The sequence below is a fragment of the Cupriavidus ulmosensis genome (assembly GCF_977008105.1).
This window is the reverse complement of sequence record NZ_CDRMWP010000002.1, coordinates 2,921,117-2,938,729: the sequence shown is the minus strand read 5'-3', so window position 1 is coordinate 2,938,729 and position 17,613 is coordinate 2,921,117. Positions and strand designations below refer to the sequence as shown.

17 protein-coding genes and 1 rRNA gene are annotated in these 17,613 nt (G+C 71.4%); 8 read left to right on the top strand and 10 right to left on the bottom strand.

Annotated features, from left to right (window positions below):
* Nucleotides 1–51: 51 nt before the first annotated feature.
* From rrf to ACWTPI_RS32710, 4 genes are all read left to right on the top strand, one after another.
* Nucleotides 52–165: ribosomal RNA gene (gene rrf, locus ACWTPI_RS32725) — 5S ribosomal RNA — on the top strand.
* A 174-nt stretch (nucleotides 166–339) separates the two neighbouring features.
* Complete coding sequence (locus ACWTPI_RS32720) at nucleotides 340–645, top strand: GIY-YIG nuclease family protein (protein ID WP_454733844.1); 306 nt, start codon at nucleotides 340–342, stop codon at nucleotides 643–645.
* Between the two features lie 153 nt (nucleotides 646–798).
* Nucleotides 799–2,262: a DegQ family serine endoprotease gene (locus tag ACWTPI_RS32715; protein WP_454733843.1), complete on the top strand. Its 1,464-nt coding sequence runs from the start codon at nucleotides 799–801 to the stop codon at nucleotides 2,260–2,262.
* A 307-nt stretch (nucleotides 2,263–2,569) separates the two neighbouring features.
* Nucleotides 2,570–2,890 (top strand): hypothetical protein, encoded by a 321-nt coding sequence (locus ACWTPI_RS32710; RefSeq protein ID WP_020205003.1) that lies wholly within the window; start codon nucleotides 2,570–2,572, stop codon nucleotides 2,888–2,890.
* Between the two features lie 174 nt (nucleotides 2,891–3,064).
* Here the strand turns inward: ACWTPI_RS32710 and ACWTPI_RS32705 are convergent, their stop codons facing one another.
* The 5 genes from ACWTPI_RS32705 to ACWTPI_RS32685 form a co-directional block, all read right to left on the bottom strand.
* A complete protein-coding gene (locus tag ACWTPI_RS32705; protein WP_029044023.1) occupies nucleotides 3,065–4,639 on the bottom strand; it encodes an MFS transporter in 1,575 nt (524 codons plus the stop codon).
* Nucleotides 4,636–5,124 (bottom strand): MarR family winged helix-turn-helix transcriptional regulator, encoded by a 489-nt coding sequence (locus ACWTPI_RS32700; protein WP_020205001.1) that lies wholly within the window; start codon nucleotides 5,122–5,124, stop codon nucleotides 4,636–4,638. The genes ACWTPI_RS32705 and ACWTPI_RS32700 overlap by 4 nt, the downstream gene beginning before the upstream one ends.
* A gap of 85 nt (nucleotides 5,125–5,209) precedes the next feature.
* The gene (locus tag ACWTPI_RS32695; protein WP_454733842.1) at nucleotides 5,210–7,282 is read right to left on the bottom strand and encodes a transglutaminase TgpA family protein; all 2,073 of its coding nucleotides are present in this window, start codon (nucleotides 7,280–7,282) and stop codon (nucleotides 5,210–5,212) included.
* Between the two features lie 11 nt (nucleotides 7,283–7,293).
* A complete protein-coding gene (locus ACWTPI_RS32690) occupies nucleotides 7,294–8,352 on the bottom strand; it encodes a DUF58 domain-containing protein (RefSeq protein WP_454733841.1) in 1,059 nt (352 codons plus the stop codon).
* A 3-nt stretch (nucleotides 8,353–8,355) separates the two neighbouring features.
* Nucleotides 8,356–9,276: an AAA family ATPase gene (locus ACWTPI_RS32685; RefSeq protein WP_059415835.1), complete on the bottom strand. Its 921-nt coding sequence runs from the start codon at nucleotides 9,274–9,276 to the stop codon at nucleotides 8,356–8,358.
* A 183-nt stretch (nucleotides 9,277–9,459) separates the two neighbouring features.
* Here ACWTPI_RS32685 and ACWTPI_RS32680 point away from each other — a divergent pair, with 183 nt between their 5' ends.
* Nucleotides 9,460–10,311, top strand: a complete 852-nt coding sequence (locus ACWTPI_RS32680) for a phytanoyl-CoA dioxygenase family protein (RefSeq protein WP_020204997.1) — start codon at nucleotides 9,460–9,462, stop codon at nucleotides 10,309–10,311.
* 42 nt (nucleotides 10,312–10,353) lie between these two features.
* On the opposite strand, the gene ACWTPI_RS32675 is transcribed toward ACWTPI_RS32680, so the two are convergent.
* Entirely contained in the window at nucleotides 10,354–11,184 is an 831-nt protein-coding gene (locus ACWTPI_RS32675; RefSeq protein WP_454733840.1) for an IclR family transcriptional regulator, read from the bottom strand.
* 153 nt (nucleotides 11,185–11,337) lie between these two features.
* Here ACWTPI_RS32675 and ACWTPI_RS32670 point away from each other — a divergent pair, with 153 nt between their 5' ends.
* A complete protein-coding gene (locus ACWTPI_RS32670) occupies nucleotides 11,338–12,258 on the top strand; it encodes a LysR family transcriptional regulator (protein ID WP_020204995.1) in 921 nt (306 codons plus the stop codon).
* A gap of 158 nt (nucleotides 12,259–12,416) precedes the next feature.
* Here ACWTPI_RS32670 and ACWTPI_RS32665 read toward each other — a convergent pair whose 3' ends face one another.
* Nucleotides 12,417–12,698, bottom strand: coding sequence for a hypothetical protein (locus ACWTPI_RS32665; RefSeq protein ID WP_059415827.1), 282 nt, complete (start codon nucleotides 12,696–12,698; stop codon nucleotides 12,417–12,419).
* Nucleotides 12,699–12,867: 169 nt separating this feature from the next.
* Entirely contained in the window at nucleotides 12,868–13,437 is a 570-nt protein-coding gene (locus tag ACWTPI_RS32660) for a YggT family protein (RefSeq protein WP_059415822.1), read from the bottom strand.
* Nucleotides 13,438–13,661: 224 nt separating this feature from the next.
* On the opposite strand from ACWTPI_RS32660, the gene ACWTPI_RS32655 reads away from it, so the two are divergent.
* Nucleotides 13,662–14,114, top strand: coding sequence for a MarR family winged helix-turn-helix transcriptional regulator (locus ACWTPI_RS32655; protein ID WP_020204992.1), 453 nt, complete (start codon nucleotides 13,662–13,664; stop codon nucleotides 14,112–14,114).
* 170 nt (nucleotides 14,115–14,284) lie between these two features.
* A complete protein-coding gene (locus ACWTPI_RS32650; protein WP_454733839.1) occupies nucleotides 14,285–15,070 on the top strand; it encodes a glycine zipper 2TM domain-containing protein in 786 nt (261 codons plus the stop codon).
* Between the two features lie 23 nt (nucleotides 15,071–15,093).
* On the opposite strand, the gene ACWTPI_RS32645 is transcribed toward ACWTPI_RS32650, so the two are convergent.
* A complete protein-coding gene (locus ACWTPI_RS32645) occupies nucleotides 15,094–16,656 on the bottom strand; it encodes a fatty acyl-CoA synthetase (protein ID WP_454733838.1) in 1,563 nt (520 codons plus the stop codon).
* A 246-nt stretch (nucleotides 16,657–16,902) separates the two neighbouring features.
* The gene (locus ACWTPI_RS32640) at nucleotides 16,903–17,610 is read right to left on the bottom strand and encodes a dienelactone hydrolase family protein (protein WP_454733837.1); all 708 of its coding nucleotides are present in this window, start codon (nucleotides 17,608–17,610) and stop codon (nucleotides 16,903–16,905) included.
* Between the last annotated feature and the right edge of the window lie 3 nt (nucleotides 17,611–17,613).

Sequence of the window (17,613 nt, the reverse complement as noted above, 5' to 3'; positions counted from 1 at the left end):
ATCCCTATTCGTTGCGTTGGCCGACAAGCCCAGCGCAACACACCGCTCATGCCTGGTGACCATAGCGAGTTGGAACCACCCCTTCCCATCCCGAACAGGACCGTGAAACGACTCCACGCCGATGATAGTGCGGATTACCCGTGTGAAAGTAGGTAATCGCCAGGCTCTCTCTTAAAACCCCTCAGTACGTACGTACTGGGGGGTTTTGCTTTTTAGGGCGACCGATCGCTGGACAGCGCTTCGGGCTGCTCGGACAGCCGCGGCGGAAAATGCACAATGGCTTTGCAGCCGCCGCCCCAGCCTGCATAATTGCCGCGTTTCCATCTCGATATATTCCGGATGCCAGCCGACGGCAGCAGCGCCCCGTGGTTTCTCTACCTGCTCGAATGCGAGGGCAACAAGATCTACACCGGCATCACGACCGATGTGGAGCGCCGCTTCGCCCAGCATCAGGCCGGTACGGGCGCAAAATATACCCGTTCGCACAAGCCGATCCGGGTGCTCGGCTGGAAGGAATTCGAGAACCGCTCCGAAGCCTCGAAGGCCGAAGCCGCCGCGAAGCGGCTGAATTCGGCGCAGAAGCGTGATCTATGCGCGATGTTGTCGACATATTCGCCTGACGTCCGGTTGCAACCGGCTGCCTGACCATCCCGGCGGTGGGATTCCCGAATCCGCTCCCGTTAAATTCTCGCGCTCTTCCTTTCCTTAAGTCTGATTTAAGGATCGCCCCTTAGCATGGATCCTGTCGCGTCCCCGATCGTTCGGACGCCCAAGGTAAAACCAGTAAAGGAAGACGCCATGATCCGTCAGACACTTGCCCGCTCCGCCATTGGTATCGCCGCCTTGGCCGCGCTTGCCGGGGGCTATGCCTATCTGCAGAAAGAAGTCATCACGCCGGGATACGCCGCGCAGAGCCCGGTCACGGCACCGTCGCAGCCGGTGGCCGTCGCCACCCCGACCGACTTCTCCGCCATCGTCGACCAGTACGGCCCGGCCGTGGTCAATATCAGCGTGACCTCGCGCGCCCAGCGCACCTCGGCGCAGGTGCCGCCGGGCATGGACCCGGACGATCCGCTGTTCCAGTTCTTCAAGCGCTTCGGCCCGCAGTTCCAGGGCCCGCAGAGCGGCCAGCAGCAACTGGTGCGCGGCCTCGGCTCGGGTTTCATCGTCAGTCCGGACGGCCTGATCCTGACCAACGCCCACGTGGTCGACGGCGCGCAGGAAGTGACCGTGAAGTTGACCGACCGCCGCGAATTCAAGGCCAAGGTGCTCGGCATGGACGCGCAGTCGGACGTGGCGGTGATCCGCATCGATGCCAAGAACCTGCCGACGGTGCGCCTGGGCGACCCCGCGCGCGTGCGCGTCGGCGAGCCGGTGCTGGCCATCGGTTCGCCCTACGGTTTCGAGAACACCGTGACCGCCGGCATCGTCAGCGCCAAGTCGCGCTCGCTGCCCGACGACACCTACGTGCCCTTCATCCAGACCGACGTGGCCGTCAATCCCGGCAACTCGGGCGGCCCGCTGTTCAACCAGCGCGGCGAAGTGATCGGCATCAACTCGCAGATCTACAGCCAGACCGGCGGCTACCAGGGCCTCTCGTTCGCGATCCCGATCGACGTCGCCACCAAGGTGGAGACGCAGCTGGTCGCGCACGGCAAGGTTACGCGCGGCCGCCTGGGCATCGGCGTGCAGGAGGTAAACCAGGCGCTGGCGCAATCGTTCGGCCTGCCCAAGCCCAGCGGCGCGCTGGTCAACTCGGTGGAGCCGGACAGCCCGGCCGCCAAGGCCGGCGTGAAGCCCGGCGACGTGATCGTGCAGCTCGGCAACGACGTGATCGACCATTCCGGCGACCTGCCCGAGCGCGTGGCCGACCTCGCGCCCGGCACGCAGACCTCGCTCAAGGTCATCCGCAAGGGCGACCCGGTGACGCTGACCGTCAAGATCGGCACGACCAAGGATACGGCCGTGGCCGACAAGAGCCCGGCCAACGACGCCGGCGGCAAGCTCGGGCTGGCGGTGCGTCCGCTGAGCCCGACCGAGAAGCGCGACAGCGGCATCGACGGCGGCCTGGTGGTCGAGGACGTGGCCGGCCCCGCGGCCAAGGTCGGCATCCAGCCCGGCGACGTGATCCTGTCGATCAACGGCACGCCGATCAGCTCGGCCGACCAGTTGCGCGCGCTGGTGTCGAAGGCCGGCAAGCAAGTGGCGCTGCTGGTGCAGCGCGACGACGCCCGCATCTTCATCCCGCTCGACCTCGGTTGAGCAGCGCGCAGGCGCGCGCCCGGCACTGTCGAAAATGCGGTGCCGGGCGCGCCGCCGATAATGCGCGCGGCGTGGTAAACGCGTCCGCGTTAATGCCCCGTATACCTGGCGTATACGTATACGCGGACGTATACGCCAGGTATACGTCCGGCCCGCCAAGCCTTGCTGGAAGCCGAATTCCGGTGCATATGGGGCTGTCAGAACGCGCGGTAACAGGTATTATCTCGACTGCGACGCAGGGCACGCCGCGACGGTCTCCGGACCCTTGTTGCGAATTCGTCCTGCAGACTCGAATACAAGGAAGTCTATGCAGTTGGATTTCACCCGCGCGTCCGCGACCACGGGTACCGAAAGAGCGCGGCGCCTGCCGCAATCGACGCCCTCGCCACGACGCCGCAAGAAAGCGGAAGCCGCCCCGCACTGGGAGCGTGGCTACCGTTCGCACTTCTACCGCAACGAGCGCGGCGAGAAGCTGGGCGAGGTGCGCCTGTCCGACCGCGGCGAGCTTCCGGTGGTCTACCACTGGGCCGCCGGCAACTACTCCGGCGCGGAAGGCTCGCTCGCCCATGCGCGCATGCGCGTGGAAGAAACCATCGGCTTCGGCATGCGCCAGCTGGCCTTGTTCTGAGCACGAGATCCGTTGTTGCCGGCCGCCCGGCCGGCTGATGCGTCGTCCGCATCGAGCACGTTCCAGCCGGAGCGATTCGCCCGGCCCCGGCAGTCCCCGCGTTCCGCCGCCCAGCGGTTGCGCCCCTCCCGCTACCTTCGCGGCATCCGTTTCCAGTGTCCCGCCAGCCTGCGCTCAGTCGAGCCGGCGCTGCGCCAGCATGAACACCGCGGCGACCAGCGCCAGCGCCGCGATCAGCCGGTACAGGTCCTCGCAGGCGATCAGCCTGGCCTGGGTGTCGACCATCCCGGCCAGTTGCGCGAGCGCGGCCTGATGCGCATGGCCCGGGTCGAATCCGCGCGCGCTCCAGCCAGCCTGTGCCGAGTCCATCCATAGCTGGGTCTGCGCGGTGTGCTGGCCGAGCGCGCCGGTCAGGCTGGTGTGCACGGCGAACTGCCGGTTCTGCAGCAGCACCGCGCCGAGCGCCGAGGCAAACGAGGCGGCGATCTGGCGCAGCAGGTTCTTGCTGCGATAGCCGTGCGCGAAGTCTTCCGCGGCCAGCGAGCGGAACGTCAGGCCCGCGACCGGGATGATGACCAGCACGCCGAACAGGCCCTTGCCGATCAGCCCCGGCGTCAGCGCTTGCGGGCCGGCATCGGGCGGCATCGACGAGAACCACCATGCCGCGCCGGCCATCAGCAGCAGCCCACTCACCATCAGCGGCTTCTTGTGCGGCAGCTTCGGCGCCACGCGCAGGTAGACCGCGATGCCGGCCAGGCTCACCAGCGCGGCGAAGCTGTTGAGCCAGCCGGTGCGCGCCAGCGGCATGCCGAGCGCCTGTTCGGCATAGATCGGGAACACGTAGCCGCTGAGGTTGCTGATCAGGTAATAGGCGAAGTACATTCCCAGCCCGGTCAGGTAGACCGGATCGCCCAGCGCGCGCACGCGCAGCACGGGCGCGCTGTGGTGCCACTGCTGCCACAGGAACGACCCGAGCAGGCCCAGGCCCACGGCGCAGATCGCCGCCAGCCGCAGCGGGTGCGAGAAGATGTCGAAGCGGGCCTCGGTCAGCGCCGCCTGCAAGGCCACCACGGCCGCGCCGAACAGCAGCAGCGGCCCGAGCGCGGGGCCGGCATCGTCGTCGCGCGGCTCCGCGTCGGGCAGCAGCAGCCATGCGCCCAGCGTTGCCAGCGCCGCGAACGGCAGCGCGCCGTAGAACACGTCCTGCCACACGCCGCGCTCGATCAGCTCGGCGGCCAGCGCCGGCGCCAGCGCCGAGGCCGAGAAGATGCCCAGCATGAAGATGCGTGCCGCGCGGGGCCGGTCGGCCGGGGCGAACATCACGTTGACGAGGATGCGGCAGCTGGTAAACAGCGCGCCGCCGCCCACGCCCTGCACGAAGCGCGCGCCCACCAGCTGCGGCAGCGAATGGCTGGTGGCCGCCGCCAGCGTGCCCGCCATGAAGATCATCAGCGCGCCGGTCAGGTAGTAGCGGTAGCCGAAGCGCTGCGCCAGCCATTGCTGCTTGAGGATCATCAGCATGCTGCCCACGGCGTAGGCGGCCTGGACCAGCGCGAAGCTGCGCGGGTCCGCGTCCACGCCGCCCACGATGTGGCTCGACGCGAACACGAACATGATGTTCTCGAGGAACTCGACCGAGGTGGCCAACGCAAGCAGCAGCATCAACAGCGTCTGCCGCTGGCGGTGGCTGAGCAGGCGCAGCCAGCGCAGCCCCAGGCGCAGTGGCCGCAACGCGGAAGCCGTTCTCATGGCTCCAGCGCGAGCAGGTTCTTGTGCAGCCGGTTCAGGGCGCGCGTGGCCGTGCCCAGGCCGCTGTCCCCGAGCGGCTGCCAGGCTTCGGCGTAGGCCGCGTGCACCGCCGGCGCCGCGCGCTCGAGCAGGCGATGGCCGGCGGCGGTGAGCACCAGCTCGGTGGCGCGGCGGTCCTGCGCCGAGGCGTTGCGCCGCACCAGCCCGCGCGCTTCGAGCCCGTCCATCAGGCGCGTCATCTGGGTGCGGGTGGCGTCGAGCGTGAGGCCGAGCTCGGACGGCAGCGTCGGCTGCGCCTCGTCGGTGGCGAGCATGCTGATCGCCAGGTATTGCTGGAGGTCCAGCTCGAACGGCGCGAGCGCGCGGTCGATATGGGTGCGCAGCAGGCGCGCGGTGCGCAGCAGCAGCCGCGAAGCCAGGATCAGGTCGCGTGGCGCCTCGGGGTGGCTGGCGCAGAAACGGTCAATGCGGTCTTCGAACGACATGGCGCAAGGCTCGAGGTGACGCCGGCGCAACGGGATGCCGTGCCGGCCATTTGATTTCAGTCGTAATCATATCACCTGAAACCATTTACCGCGGCATGTCGGGCATGTCGGGAATACTGGGCGTGCGGGGCATGCCGGGCGCGGTGGCGGGACCGCCGCCGGCCGGGCGGCGCGGCAGCCGCCGCAGGGCCTCGCGCAGCGCCGCCAGCTCCGCGGCCCGCGCCGCCGGCTCCGGCGGTCCGTAGCGCAGCTTCATGTAGCGCCGGTTGAAGTCGAGCACCGCGGCGGCGCCCTCCGGCCAGGCCAGCGCGGCGCGCGCGGCGAAATCCTGCGGGCCTTCGGCGGGTTCGCGCACGCAGCCGTGCCGCGCCAGCTCGCGGCAGAAGCGCGCGTACAGCGCCTGCACCGGATCGGCCTCGCGGCGCCGGCGCAGCAGCGGCAGCAGCGGCACCAGCCCCAGCAGGCTGAGCGCGGCCAGCCCGCCCAGCAACGCCTGCGGCAGGTTGTCACCGATGCCGAGCTGCCGCATCAGCCGGGCCTGCTGGCCGCGGTCGTATTGCAGCACCCAGCGCTGCCAGGTGTAGACCATGCCATCCATGCCCCAGCGCAGCTCGCGCAGCCAGCCCGGCTCGCGCACGGCGGTCTCGCCGGCGTCCAGCGCGGCGTTGAGGCCGCGTTCCACGCGGCTCGGCGCCACCGCGCTGGTGGGATCGACGCGCACCCAGCCGCGCCCGTCCAGCCAGATTTCCGCCCATGCGTGGGCGTCGGCCTGGCGCACGATGTAGTTGCCGCCGATCGGGTTGTACTCGCCGCCCTGGTAGCCCGTGACCACGCGCGCCGGCACGCCCGCCGCGCGCATCAGGAAGACGAAGCTGCTGGCGTAGTGCTCGCAGAAGCCGCGCCGGGTGTCGAACAGGAAGCCGTCCACCTGCTCCTGGCCGAGCGGCGCCGGCGACAGCGTGTAGGCAAACGGCGCCGCGGCGAAAAGCCGCAGCGCGGCCTGCGCGCGCTGCGCCGGGTCCGCGTAGCGCTGTTCCCAGTCGGCGGCCAGCGCGCGGCTGCGCGGGTTGCCGGGCGGCAGCGACAAGGCCAGCAGCCGGGTCTGCGCATCGAGCGGCTCCGCCGCGGCCGGCGCCGAGCGGGCGCGATAGCGCAGGCGCCGGTCGATGAGGTCGCGCATGAAGAACTCGCCGTCGGCATTGACCCGCACGCCGGCCGGGGCGGAGATGGCCTGGCCCCGGTCGAGCAGGAACAGCCACGGATGCTGGTTGGGCTCGAGCGTGATGTTGTAGTCGATCACGCCGGCGGGCGTGGCGTTCGCCGCCGCGCTTGTCGTTGCCTCCGCCGGCAGCGCCGGCGCGGGCCGGCCGCGGCGCTGGCGCCCGGGCGCCGCGCGCCAGGTCTGCCCGTCGAACTGCCACAGCACCAGCGCGCGCCAGTACAGGGCGCCGGGCGGCAGTTGCCCGCCCTCCACGTCGGCGCGCAGCGCCACTTCGGGCGATTGCGTCAGCTCGCTCACGCTGCCGGGGCTCATGGTGTCGCTCAGGCCGGTGGCGGCCACCGGCTCGGCCTGCGGCAGCCGCCACAGCGGGCGGTCCAGGCGCGGGAACAGCACGAACAGCAGCAGCGCCCACGGCAGCCCGGCCAGCGCCAGCCGCCCGAGCAGCGGCCACACCGCGAGGTAGCCGCGCGCCTCCGGGTGGCCCAGGAACAGCCAGTTGCGCAGCAGCCAGGCCGCGATGGCGAGGCTGTACAGCGCCAGCCAGAACGGCTGGTCGAACAGATAGAGGCTCAGCAGGAGGTAGAAGCACAACTGCGTCACCAGCGTGGCATCGGCCAGCACGCGGCACTCCAGCAGCTTGAGCACGACGAAGGCGCCGAGCAGCGCCACCGAGAGATCGCGCCCGATGTTGCCGCCGGCCTGCCACACCAGTGCGGCGGCCACCAGCAGCACCAGTCCGGCCACCAGCCCGAGCGTCAGGCGCGACGGCAGCGGCGCGCGCTGGCGCCACAGCAGCCAGCGCCAGCCCATCAGCAGCACCAGCAGGACGCTGACGGCAACCGGCAGGCTGCGCGCCTGCGGCGCCAGCACCAGCGCCAGCTGGCCCAGCAGCAGGCCGTGTTCCTGATGGGCGAGCGGGCGGGGCGCGGGCTTCATCCGGTGCGCCTTCACGCGGCGTGTTCCGGCGCGGCCTGCCCGGGCCGGGCCGGCCACAGCGCGAGCGCTTCCAGGCAGGCGCGGCGATGCGCGCCGCCGCGGCCGGGCGCGATCTCCACGCCGGGCAGCCGCAGGCCGATTTCCACCGCGTCGCCCGCGGCCAGCACCCATGCGCACAGGCGCGACAGCCGCGCCTCGTTGCCGAGCGAGGGCGGCAGCGACTGCCATTCGAGCCAGCACGACGGCTGGCTGCCCGATTGCCCGGTGCGGCTCAGCCAGCGGCCGGTGCGCGCGCTGTGCTTCCAGGCGATGCGGTGCAGCGGGTCGCCGCTGCGGTAGCGCCGCAACTGGTCGGTGCCGTCGTCCGACGGCAGCGATGCCGCGCCGTCCTCGTCCGGCTGCGTGGCGAACGGCAGCGGCGGCGCGCCGGCCTCGGGCTGCGGGTAGACCAGCGCGGCCAGCGGCAGGTCGGCATGGCTCCATACCCGGAACAGGTTGAACGGAAAGCGGCTGGAGAGCGTCACGCGCGGCAGCGCCAGCCAGCCGCGCCGCGCCGTGGGCAGCCGCAGCGTCAGCACGCCGGCGGCGCCGCGCGCCAGGCTCAGGCTGGCCGGCTGCGCGCCGGCCTGCGCCGGCAGGCTGGCTTCGATGCCGATGCGCACCGGCGCGCGCGCGCCGGCCACGCCAGCCACGCGCAGGCCGAAGGCCGCCGCCTCGCCGGCGAACACCGGCGCGGCGCTCGCGCCGGCCACGGTGACGTCGAGCAGGTTGCGGTAGGCCTGCCACATGCATGCCATGCCGATGCCGCCCAGCAGGAAGGTGAGGGCGAAGCCGAGGCTGATGTTGTAGTTCAGCGAGGTCAGCAGCATGGCCACCAGCAGCAAGGCAAAGCCGAAGCCGGTGCGGCTGGGCAGGATGTAGAGATGCCGGCGGTCCAGCGTCACCACGCCCTGCCGCGGCGGGCGCCGGCGCTGCAGCCACGGCGGCGCGCCCCACGGCCAGCGCCTGCCGCGCGGCGGCGGCGCGCCCGCAGGCGCGGCTTGCGGCGGGAACGGCCGGCTGCGCGGCATCGCTCAGGGAACGGCGACTTCGGCCAGCAGGCGGGCGAGCGTGTCCTGTCCGGCGCCGGCGCCGCCGGCGGGCAGCAGGCGGTGTCCCGCCACCGGCTCGAAGACCGCCTGCACGTCTTCCGGCAGCACCATGTCGCGCTGGTGGAGCAGCGCCCACGCGCGCGCGCAGGCCAGCAGCGCCAGCCCCGCGCGCGGCGACAGCCCGGCGGCGAAGCCGGCATGCGCGCGGGTGGCCTGCACCAGCGCCAGCGCGTAGTCCACCAGCGCCGGCCCCGCATAGACCTGCGCCGCGGCCTGCTGCAGCGCCACCACCTGGTCGGCGTCCATCACCGGGCCGGTGTCGGCGGGCGCGCCGCCGCCGAGGTACAGCACGCGCTCGAAGGCGGGATCGGGGTAGCCCAGCGACAGCCGCATGGTGAAGCGGTCGAGCTGGGATTCAGGCAGCGCGTGGGTGCCGATCTGGTCGAGCGGATTCTGCGTGGCGATGACGAAGAACGGCGACGGCAGCGCGTGCGTGACGCCGTCGTGCGTCACCTGCCCTTCGGCCATCGCCTCCAGCAGCGCGCTCTGCGTCTTGGGCGTGGCGCGGTTGATCTCGTCGGCCAGCACCACCTGCGCGAACACCGGGCCGCGGTGGAAGCGGAACTCGGCGCTCTCGCGCACGTAGACGGACACGCCGATCAGGTCCGCCGGCAGCAGGTCGCTGGTGAACTGCACGCGCTGGAACTGCAGGCCGAGCGTGCGCGCCAGCGCGTGCGCCAGCGTGGTCTTGCCCACGCCGGGCAGGTCCTCGAGCAGCAGGTGCCCGCCCGCGAGCATGCAGGCCAGCGCCAGCCGGACCTGCCGGGGCTTGCCCAGGACGATGCGGCCGAGCTGGGCTTCCGCCTGGGAGAGCGAGGCGACGATGCGGGGACGAGCGGTCACTGGAAGCCTGCGGGTCGGATCGGGGACCCGGCCATTGTAGCGGCGCGCGCGCACCGGGCAACAGTCTGTTTGCGCACGCAGGGCGCCGCGCGGCGCACCCGTGTTGTGCCAGATCACGCCGGATTGCGCGGCTTCTGGCATTATCGAAGCTGTCGGACCCTGCCAACCCCCACATCCGCTGCAATGAACTCCCCCCTCGCCGCATCTCCGGGCGCCGCCAGCGCGGCCGCCCCGGCCTCCGCCATCGTTCCCGCCGCCGCTGAACTGGACGCGCTGAATCGTACCTTCCATGCCGACGGCTATATCGTGCTGCGCGGCTTCGCGCCGCCCGCCGTGTGCGACCGCATCGAGCAGGTCGCGCGCCGGCAGCTTGCCGCCGCGGTGCCGCCGGTGGAATACGAAGCCGAGCTCGGTTATCCGGGCGCGCCCGCCAGCCGCGACGCGGACGGCGGCGGCACGGTGCGGCGCCTGCGCCAGGCCTACGGGCGCGACGAGGCGTTCCGCCAGTGGGCCACCGATCCCGCCGTGGCGCGGGTGGTGTCGACGCTGCTGGGCGAGCCGGCCTGCCTGACGCTGGCGCACCACAACTGCGTGATGACCAAGCACCCGCGCTTCGGCAGCCAGACCGGCTGGCACCGCGACACGCGCTACTGGTCGTTCGCGCGCCCGGAACTGGTGACGGTGTGGCTGGCGCTGGGCCGCGAGGACGACAGCAATGGCGTGCTGCGCGTGATTCCCGGCTCGCACACGGTGGCGCTGGAACCGGGCCAGCTCGACGCGGCGGAATTCCTGGTCGAGTCGCACCCGGCCAGCCAGGCGCTGCTGCGTGGCGTGCGGCCGCTGGTGCTGGAGCGCGGCGACGTATTGTTCTTCGACAGCCGGCTGTTCCACGCCGCCGGGCAGAACGTCTCCGACGCGGTCAAGCTGTCGGCGGCCTTCGCGTATTTCGGCGCCGGCAACCATCCGCTGCCGGGCACGCGCTCGGCCGAGTTCGGCACCGTGGCGCTGTCCGCGCCCGCTGCCGCCGCGCGCTAGCGCGGCGGGTGCGGCAGGTGCGGCAGGCGTGGCCCGCCACCATCAGGTGCGCAGGCTGACCAGGTTCGAGATTTTCTCGGACGCCGCCAGCAGCGGCGGCAGGAAATTGGCGGCCATCTCGTCGGCGCTGGTGCGGTTGGCCTGGCCGCTGATGTTGATGGCGGCGATGACCTGCCCGGCGCGGTTGCGGATCGGCGCGGCCAGCGAAACCAGCCCTTCCTCCAGTTCCTGGTCGTTCAGCGCCCAGCCGCGCGCGCGGATGCCGGCCACGATGTCCTTGAGCGCCGCCGGGTCGGTGATGGTGCGGTCGGTGCGCGCGCGCAGGTCGCTGGCGCCCAGCACGCGATCCAGCTCCGCGTCGGGCAGGCCGGCCAGCAGTACTCGTCCCATCGACGAGCAATAGGCCGGCAGGCGGCTGCCGATGGACAGGTTGATGGTCATGATCTTGCGCGCCGGCACCCGCAGCACGTAGACGATCTCGGTGCCGTCCAGCACCGAGATCGAGCAGCTTTCGTGCACTTCCTGCGAAAGCGCCTCCATGATCGGCTCGGCCAGGTTCCAGAACGGCATCGAGGTCAGGTAGGCAAAGCCGAGGTCGAGGATCTTGGGCGTCAGGCGGAACAGGCGCCCGTCGGCGCGCACGTAGCCCAGCCCCACCAGCGTCAGCAGGATGCGGCGCGCGCCCGCGCGCGTGAGGCCGCTGGCCTGCGCGATCTCGCTCAGGGTCTGGGCCGGGTGCTGCGTGTCGAAGGCGCGGATGACGGAAAGCCCGCGTGCGAAGGACTGCACATAGCTGTCGCTCGGCTTCTCCTGGGCCGGCGCGGCGCCGGCGGCAGGGTTGGCGGGATGGTCTGGAGCGGCTGGGCTGGCCATCGATCAGTTCGGCCGGACGCCGAATATGCACGGAAAGGCCGAAAGGGTAGAGGAAATGCGCGCCGCGCGCCAGTGCCGCGCGGCGCCGCCGGCGCGCGTGCCGCATAATGGCGCGCGTTTGGGAAACATAGCTTGCAAAGGAAATCTGGCCTGGTGAACGAGACAATCCAGTGGAACGATTGGGAAGCCTTCTGCTGCGTGGTGGAGCAGGGCACCTTCACGGCGGCGGCCGAGCAGCTCGACTGCCCCAAGTCCCGCGTCTCGGCGGCGGTGGCGCGGCTGGAGTCCGCCATCGGCGCCAAGCTGCTCCAGCGTACCACCCGGCGCATGCGCCTGACCGACGCCGGCAGCGCGGTATACCGCGACGTGGCGCCGCTGTTCGCGCGGCTGCGGGAGATCCGCCAGGAAACCCTGGCGCGCGAGGAGCGCGTGCAGGGCGTGCTGCGCATCGCCTCGCCGTACGAGTTCGGCGCCCAGCAGCTGGGCGGCGTGATTTGCCGGACACTTGCGGCGCATCCGGCGCTCGACGTGAAGGTGGAGATCAGCCAGGGCATGGTCGACCCGATCCGCGACGGCTTCGACGTGGCCTTCGTCGCGGTCGAGAACGACCTGCCGGACTCCGGCACCGTGGCGCGGCGCATCTACCATGTCGAGCGTGGCCTGTTCGCGGCGCCGGCCCTGGCCGCCGCGCTGCCGCCGCAGCTGCAGCCGGAGGACCTTGCCAACCTGCCCACGCTGACCACCACCGGCGACGGCATCTGGGAATTCATGCGCGGCGAGGAGCGCGTGTCGGTGCCGATCCGCCCGCGCATGCAGACCTCCAACGCGGAACTGCGGCTGCAGGGCGCGCTGGCCGGGCTGGGCATCGCGCGGCTGTCGCGCGCCTACTGCGAAGCCGAGGTGGCGCAGGGCCGGCTGGTGCAGGTGATGCCGGACTGCCCGCCGCCGCCGCTGCGGGTCTTCGCGCTGCTGCCCGACCGCCGGCTGCAGCCGCGCAAGGTGCGCGTGTTCATGGAAGCGGTCGAAGCCATGATGGCGACCGACCTGGCCGAGCCGCAGCGCGAGGAAGCCTGAGCGCGGCATCCACCGGAAAGCCACGCCCGAAACGACACAGCCGCGCCCGGCCCGTGAGGGCTGGCGCGGCTGCGGGGGCATGTCGCGAGCCGGCTGGCAGGCCGGTCTTTCCGTGGTGCCGTTGTCTCCTCCGTCCCGGAGATTCGGTGGCGCGGCGCTCAGGCGCCGTCGCTGAAGCTGCCGCGCGGCTCGTTCACGCCGCGCGCGCCGTCGGTGAAGGCATCGCGCGGGGCGGTGCGGGCGCCATCGGTGAACGGGTCGCGCGGGCCCGAGCGGGCGCCGTCGGTGAAGGAGTCGACCTTGCGGCCGATGCTGCCGTCCAGGCGGGACAGGTCGGAGACCGGCGTGCTGGCGTGCGCGGAGGCGGCGGCCAGCGACAGGCCGATGGCGCAGAGCAGGGTGGTGGCGAGGGTACGGGGTTGTGCGAGAGTTGTTTTCATTGGAGCTTTCTTCCTGGGCTTTGTCGTGGTGCTTCGTGGTTTGTTCCACGTTGCCCGTAATGTAGGCGGCCTGCCGCCCAGGAAAAAGTACCAATCATCGAAACACTGTTCGCCAGCGTGGACAATAGCGCGGCAACGGAGATGGCGGGGGCGCCGCCCCCGCTGTCGGCTACAGCCCGAAGCGCGCGCCGAACAGGCCCGCGCCGAGCCGGGCGATGACCATCAGCAGGATCTGCGCGATCACGAACAGCGCCAGCGGCGAAATGTCGAAGCCGCCCAGGCGCGGCACCACGCGGCGGATCGGGCGCAGCAGCGGATCGGTCAGGTGGTTGATGGCGGGCGTGACCGGCGACTGCGGATTGACCCACGACAGGATCGCCATCAGCAGCGTGACCCACATCACCATGCTGACGCCCCACTTGAGCACGTTGAGCAGCGCGATCAGCAGCAGCAGCGGCAGCAAGGCGGACGGGTCCGCGCCGGACAGCAGGATCACCAGCAGCAGGAACACGATCGCGGTCAGCCAGGCGCCGACCAGCGTGGCCCAGTCGATGCCGCCCAGCCCGGGGATGATCCGGCGCAGCGGCCGCACCAGCCAGTCGGTGACCTGGAACACGCCTTGCGAGACCGGGTTGCGGGTCGGCAGCCGGGTCCACTGCATCCAGACGCGCAGCAACAGCGCCATGCCGAACAAGGTGAAGACGGTATCGAGCAGGAAGAGGGCGATTTCCGTGAACATCGGTTTCGGTTCCGTGGCAATGAATGACGTTGGCAGTCGGGAGTGTCTGCGGACGCACAGATTCTGCCATACCCGCACGGGGCCGGGTCGAAATGCGGGTTGCCGCATGCCGCCGCACGCTTCCGCGCCGTGCCGCGCGCCGGGGCGCCCGGCACGGCGGGCCGGAAGGCAGCCCCTATAATGGGCGCCGGACCAGACCACAGCGCCATGCCGCTGACCCGCCAATGACCCGTCAGCCAGCCGCCGCCAAAGCCCCGCTCGCCAAGCAGGATTTCGAGGCGCTTTCCGATTTCCGCTACCAGTTGCGCCGCTTCCTGCGGTTCTCCGAGGACGCCGCCCACAACGAAGGCCTGACCGTGCAGCAATATCTGCTGATGCTGCATATCCGCGGCTGCGCCGGCAAGGACTGGGCCTCGATCGGCGAACTGGCCGAGCGCCTGCAGGCCAAGCAGCACGGCGTGGTGGCGCTGGTCAACCGCTGCGAGGCGGCCGGCCTGGTCAAGCGCAAGGCCAACGCGGACGACCGCCGCATCGTGGAGGTCCATCTGCTGGCCAAGGGCGAGCGCTTCCTGAACCGGCTGGCGATGCTGCACCGGAGCGAGCTCGAATCGCTGCGCGGCACCTTCCGCGTGGCGCGCCTGACCGCGTTCAACGACGACGGCGCCGAGCGCGCCTGAATCCCCGTCTGCATCGCCGCCGGAATCCCGCCGGAATCCCTCCGCGCGCCGCGGCCCGCGCGCGGCGTTACAGGCAGTTACCAATCACAGATCCCGGTGACACCCGCGGCGCCCGGCCGGCCCCAGAATCGCGCGCACCACAACACGCGTTTCAGCGCAGGAGCCAGCCGATGTCCTTTCCCTTCTCTTCCGTTCTCCGTGCCGCCGCGCTGGGTCTGCTCGCCGCGGGCGCCCTGGCCGGCTGCGTGACCGCGCCCTACGGAGGATATGGCGCGGGAGGATACGGCGGCTACGGCGCCGGCGGTGCGCCGGCCGGCGCGGCCTATCCTGCCGGTTATCCCTCCGGCTATCCCTCCGGCTATCCCGCCGCCTACCCGCAGCAGGGGGTTCCGCAGGCGTCCTACCCGCAGTCCGGTTATCCCCAGGACGGCTACCCGCAGCCGGCCTGGGCGCAGGACGGCGAGCCGCAGCAAGGCTACGTGCAGCAGGGCTACCCGCAGCAAGGCTATCCCCAGCAGGGCGGCTACCCGCAGCCGCAGCCGGGTTATGCGCAGCCGCCGTATCCGCAGGCCGGCTACCAGCAGGCCGCGCCCGCCGCGGGCGGCTATGAGACCTATGGCGTGCGCTATGGCCAGGTCGAGTCGATCGAGATGGTGCAGGGGCAAGCGCCGGACGGCGGCGTGGCCGGCGCGCTGATCGGCGGCGTGGTCGGCGGCCTGCTGGGCCACCAGGTCGGCGGCGGGCGCGGCAACACGGTGGCCACCATCGGCGGCGCGGTGGCCGGCGCGGTGGCCGGCAACGAAGTCGAGAAGCGCGCCAATACCGCGCCGCCGGCCTACCGCATCCGCGTGCGCACCACCGACAACGGCTATCTCACGCTGACCCAGTCGACGCCGTACAACCTGCGCAACGGCGACCGGGTCAAGGTGCAGAACGGCGTGGCGATGCCGTACTGACGGCGTGATGGCGTGACGGCGGTTCAGGCGCCGAACAGGCCCGCGTAGTCCTCGCGCAACTGGCGCTTGAGCAGCTTGCCCGCCGTGTTGCGCGGCAGGTCGGCGACGAACACGATGCGCTTGGGCACCTTGAACGGCGCCAGCGCCGCGCGCGCGTGGGCGAGCAGCGCTTCTTCCCGCGCGCCGTCGCCGCCATCGTCCTGCCGCGCGCGCGCATCGCGCCGGAGCACCACGCAGGCCGCCACTGCCTCCACCCACTTCGGATGCGGTAGCGCGAACACCGCCACCTCCGCCACCGCCTCGTGCTGGTACAGGCATTCCTCGACCTCGCGGCTCGACACCAGCACGCCGCCGGAGTTGATCACGTCCTTGATGCGGTCGACCACGTACAGGTAGCCGGCCTCGTCCATGTAGCCCAGGTCGCCCGAGTGGAACCAGCCGCCGCCGAAGGCTTCCGCGCTCTGTTCCGGCTTGTCCCAGTACCCGGTCAGCAACTGCGGCGAGCGGTGCACGATCTCGCCCAGCTCGCCCGGGCGCGCGTCCCGCATGGCCTCGTCGACGATGCGGGTCTCCACGTTGAGCACCGGCCGGCCCGCCGATGCCGGCCGTTCGCGGTGCTCCTCCGGCCCCAGCACCGTGGCCAGCGGCCCGATCTCGCTCTGCCCGTAGCAATTGAACAAGCGCAGTGCCGGCAGGCGCTCGCGCAGTTCCTGCAGCACCGGCAGCGGCATGATCGACGCGCCGTAATAGGCCTTGGTCAGGCTGCCGAGCTTGCGCGGATCGAAATCCGCATGCCGCAGCAGCGAGATCCACACCGTGGGCGGCGCGAAGAAGCTGGTGATGCCGGCCTCGCGCACGGTGCGCAGGCAGAAGCCCGGCTCGGGGCTTTGCGCCAGCAGGCAGGTGCCGCCCATCAGCAGCAGCGGCATCAGGAACACATGCATCTGCGCCGAGTGGTAGAGCGGCAGCGCCGCCAGCGAATAGTCCTCGGCGCGGATGTCGCAGCTGGCGATGGCGCTCATGTACTCGGCCAGCAAGGCGCGGTGCGTGAGTACCGCGCCCTTGGGCGCCGAGGTGGTGCCCGAAGTGTAGAGGATCTGCGCCGGCATGGCCTCGTCCAGCGTGGCCAGGATTTCGTCGCCCGGGCCCGCGGCGGCGGCCAGCACGTCGCGCGGGCCGCCGCCGTGCAGGCTGCCCAGCACGCGGCACGGCAGGCCCGCCACCAGCGGCGCCAGCGACGGGTCGGCAAACAGCGCGCTGGCGCCGGACTGGCCGACGACGTACTCCACCTCGCCGCGCGTCATCGAGAAATTCACCGGCACGTGGACCAGCCCGGCGCGCAGGCAGCCCAGCCACAGCAGCACGTAGGCGTCGGAATTCTTGCCGAACGCCGCCACGCGGTCGCCCGGGCGCAGGCCCCAGCGCAGCAGCGCGGCGCCCACGGCGGCCGCGGCCGCCTCCAGCTCGCGGTAGCTCCAGTTGCGCTCGCCGAAGCGCAGCGCGGTCTTGGCCGGACTGCGCCGCACCGCGCGGGCGAGGGCATCGGGGATGGTGTTGCGCAGGACGCGCTGCTGCTCTGACTGCATGGTGGTCTCCGTTGTGTTTTTCCAGGGTCCAGCAAGTCTTGAGCCGCTGCCGCGACGGACATCTCCCGGCGCCGGTGGCATGGACGGGGCGCGGGGAACGGCGGCGTTGGCGAACGTCGGCCAGCATACGGGCGGCGCGGATTCGGCGCAAGGCGCCCCGGCGGGGGGAGGTTTGGGGGAAGGGTGGCCCGCGCCGGAGGGACGGCGTGGCGCGGGCGGGCGCGCGGCCGCAGGCCGCGGCGGGGATTACAGCACGCCGGCCAGGAAGGTCAGCGCGCGGCCATGCGCGAGCACGGCGGAGGGCTGGTGGTAGGAGCCGCGCGCCCAGCAGTTGAAGCCGTGATCGGCCTGCGGGTAGACGTGGATCTCCGCGCGCGGGTTGCCGGCCACGGCGGCGCGCACGCTGGCGACGGCTTCGGCCGGGATGTGTGCGTCGAGCGCGCCGTAGTGGAACTGCACCGGCACCTTGATGCTGGCCGCTTCCTGCAGGTTGTTCTGGATGCCGCCGCCGTAGTACGGCACGGCCGCGTCGACCAGCCCGCGCGCCGCGCTCAGGTAGGCCAGCAGGCCGCCGAAGCAGTAGCCCACCACGGCGATCTTGCCGCCCGCGCCGATCTGCGCGCGCAGGGCTTCGGCGGTAGCGGCGATGTCCTTGAGCGCCAGTTCCACGTCGACCTTCTGGCGCAGCTCCAGCGCGCGCTTCATGTCGTCGCCGGCATAGCCCAGCTCCACGCGCGGCGCGTCGCGCCAGAACACGTCGGGGGCCAGCACCACGTAGCCGTCGGCCGCGTACTGGTCCGCCACGGCGCGGATATGTTCATTGACACCGAAGATCTCCTGCACCAGCACGATCCCGGGGGCGCCGGCGGTCTTGCCGGCCGGCGGCAGCGCCAGGTAGGCATCGAAGGCGCCGCCTTCGGTTTCGACGCGGATCCATTGGCTATTGTTCGGCATTGG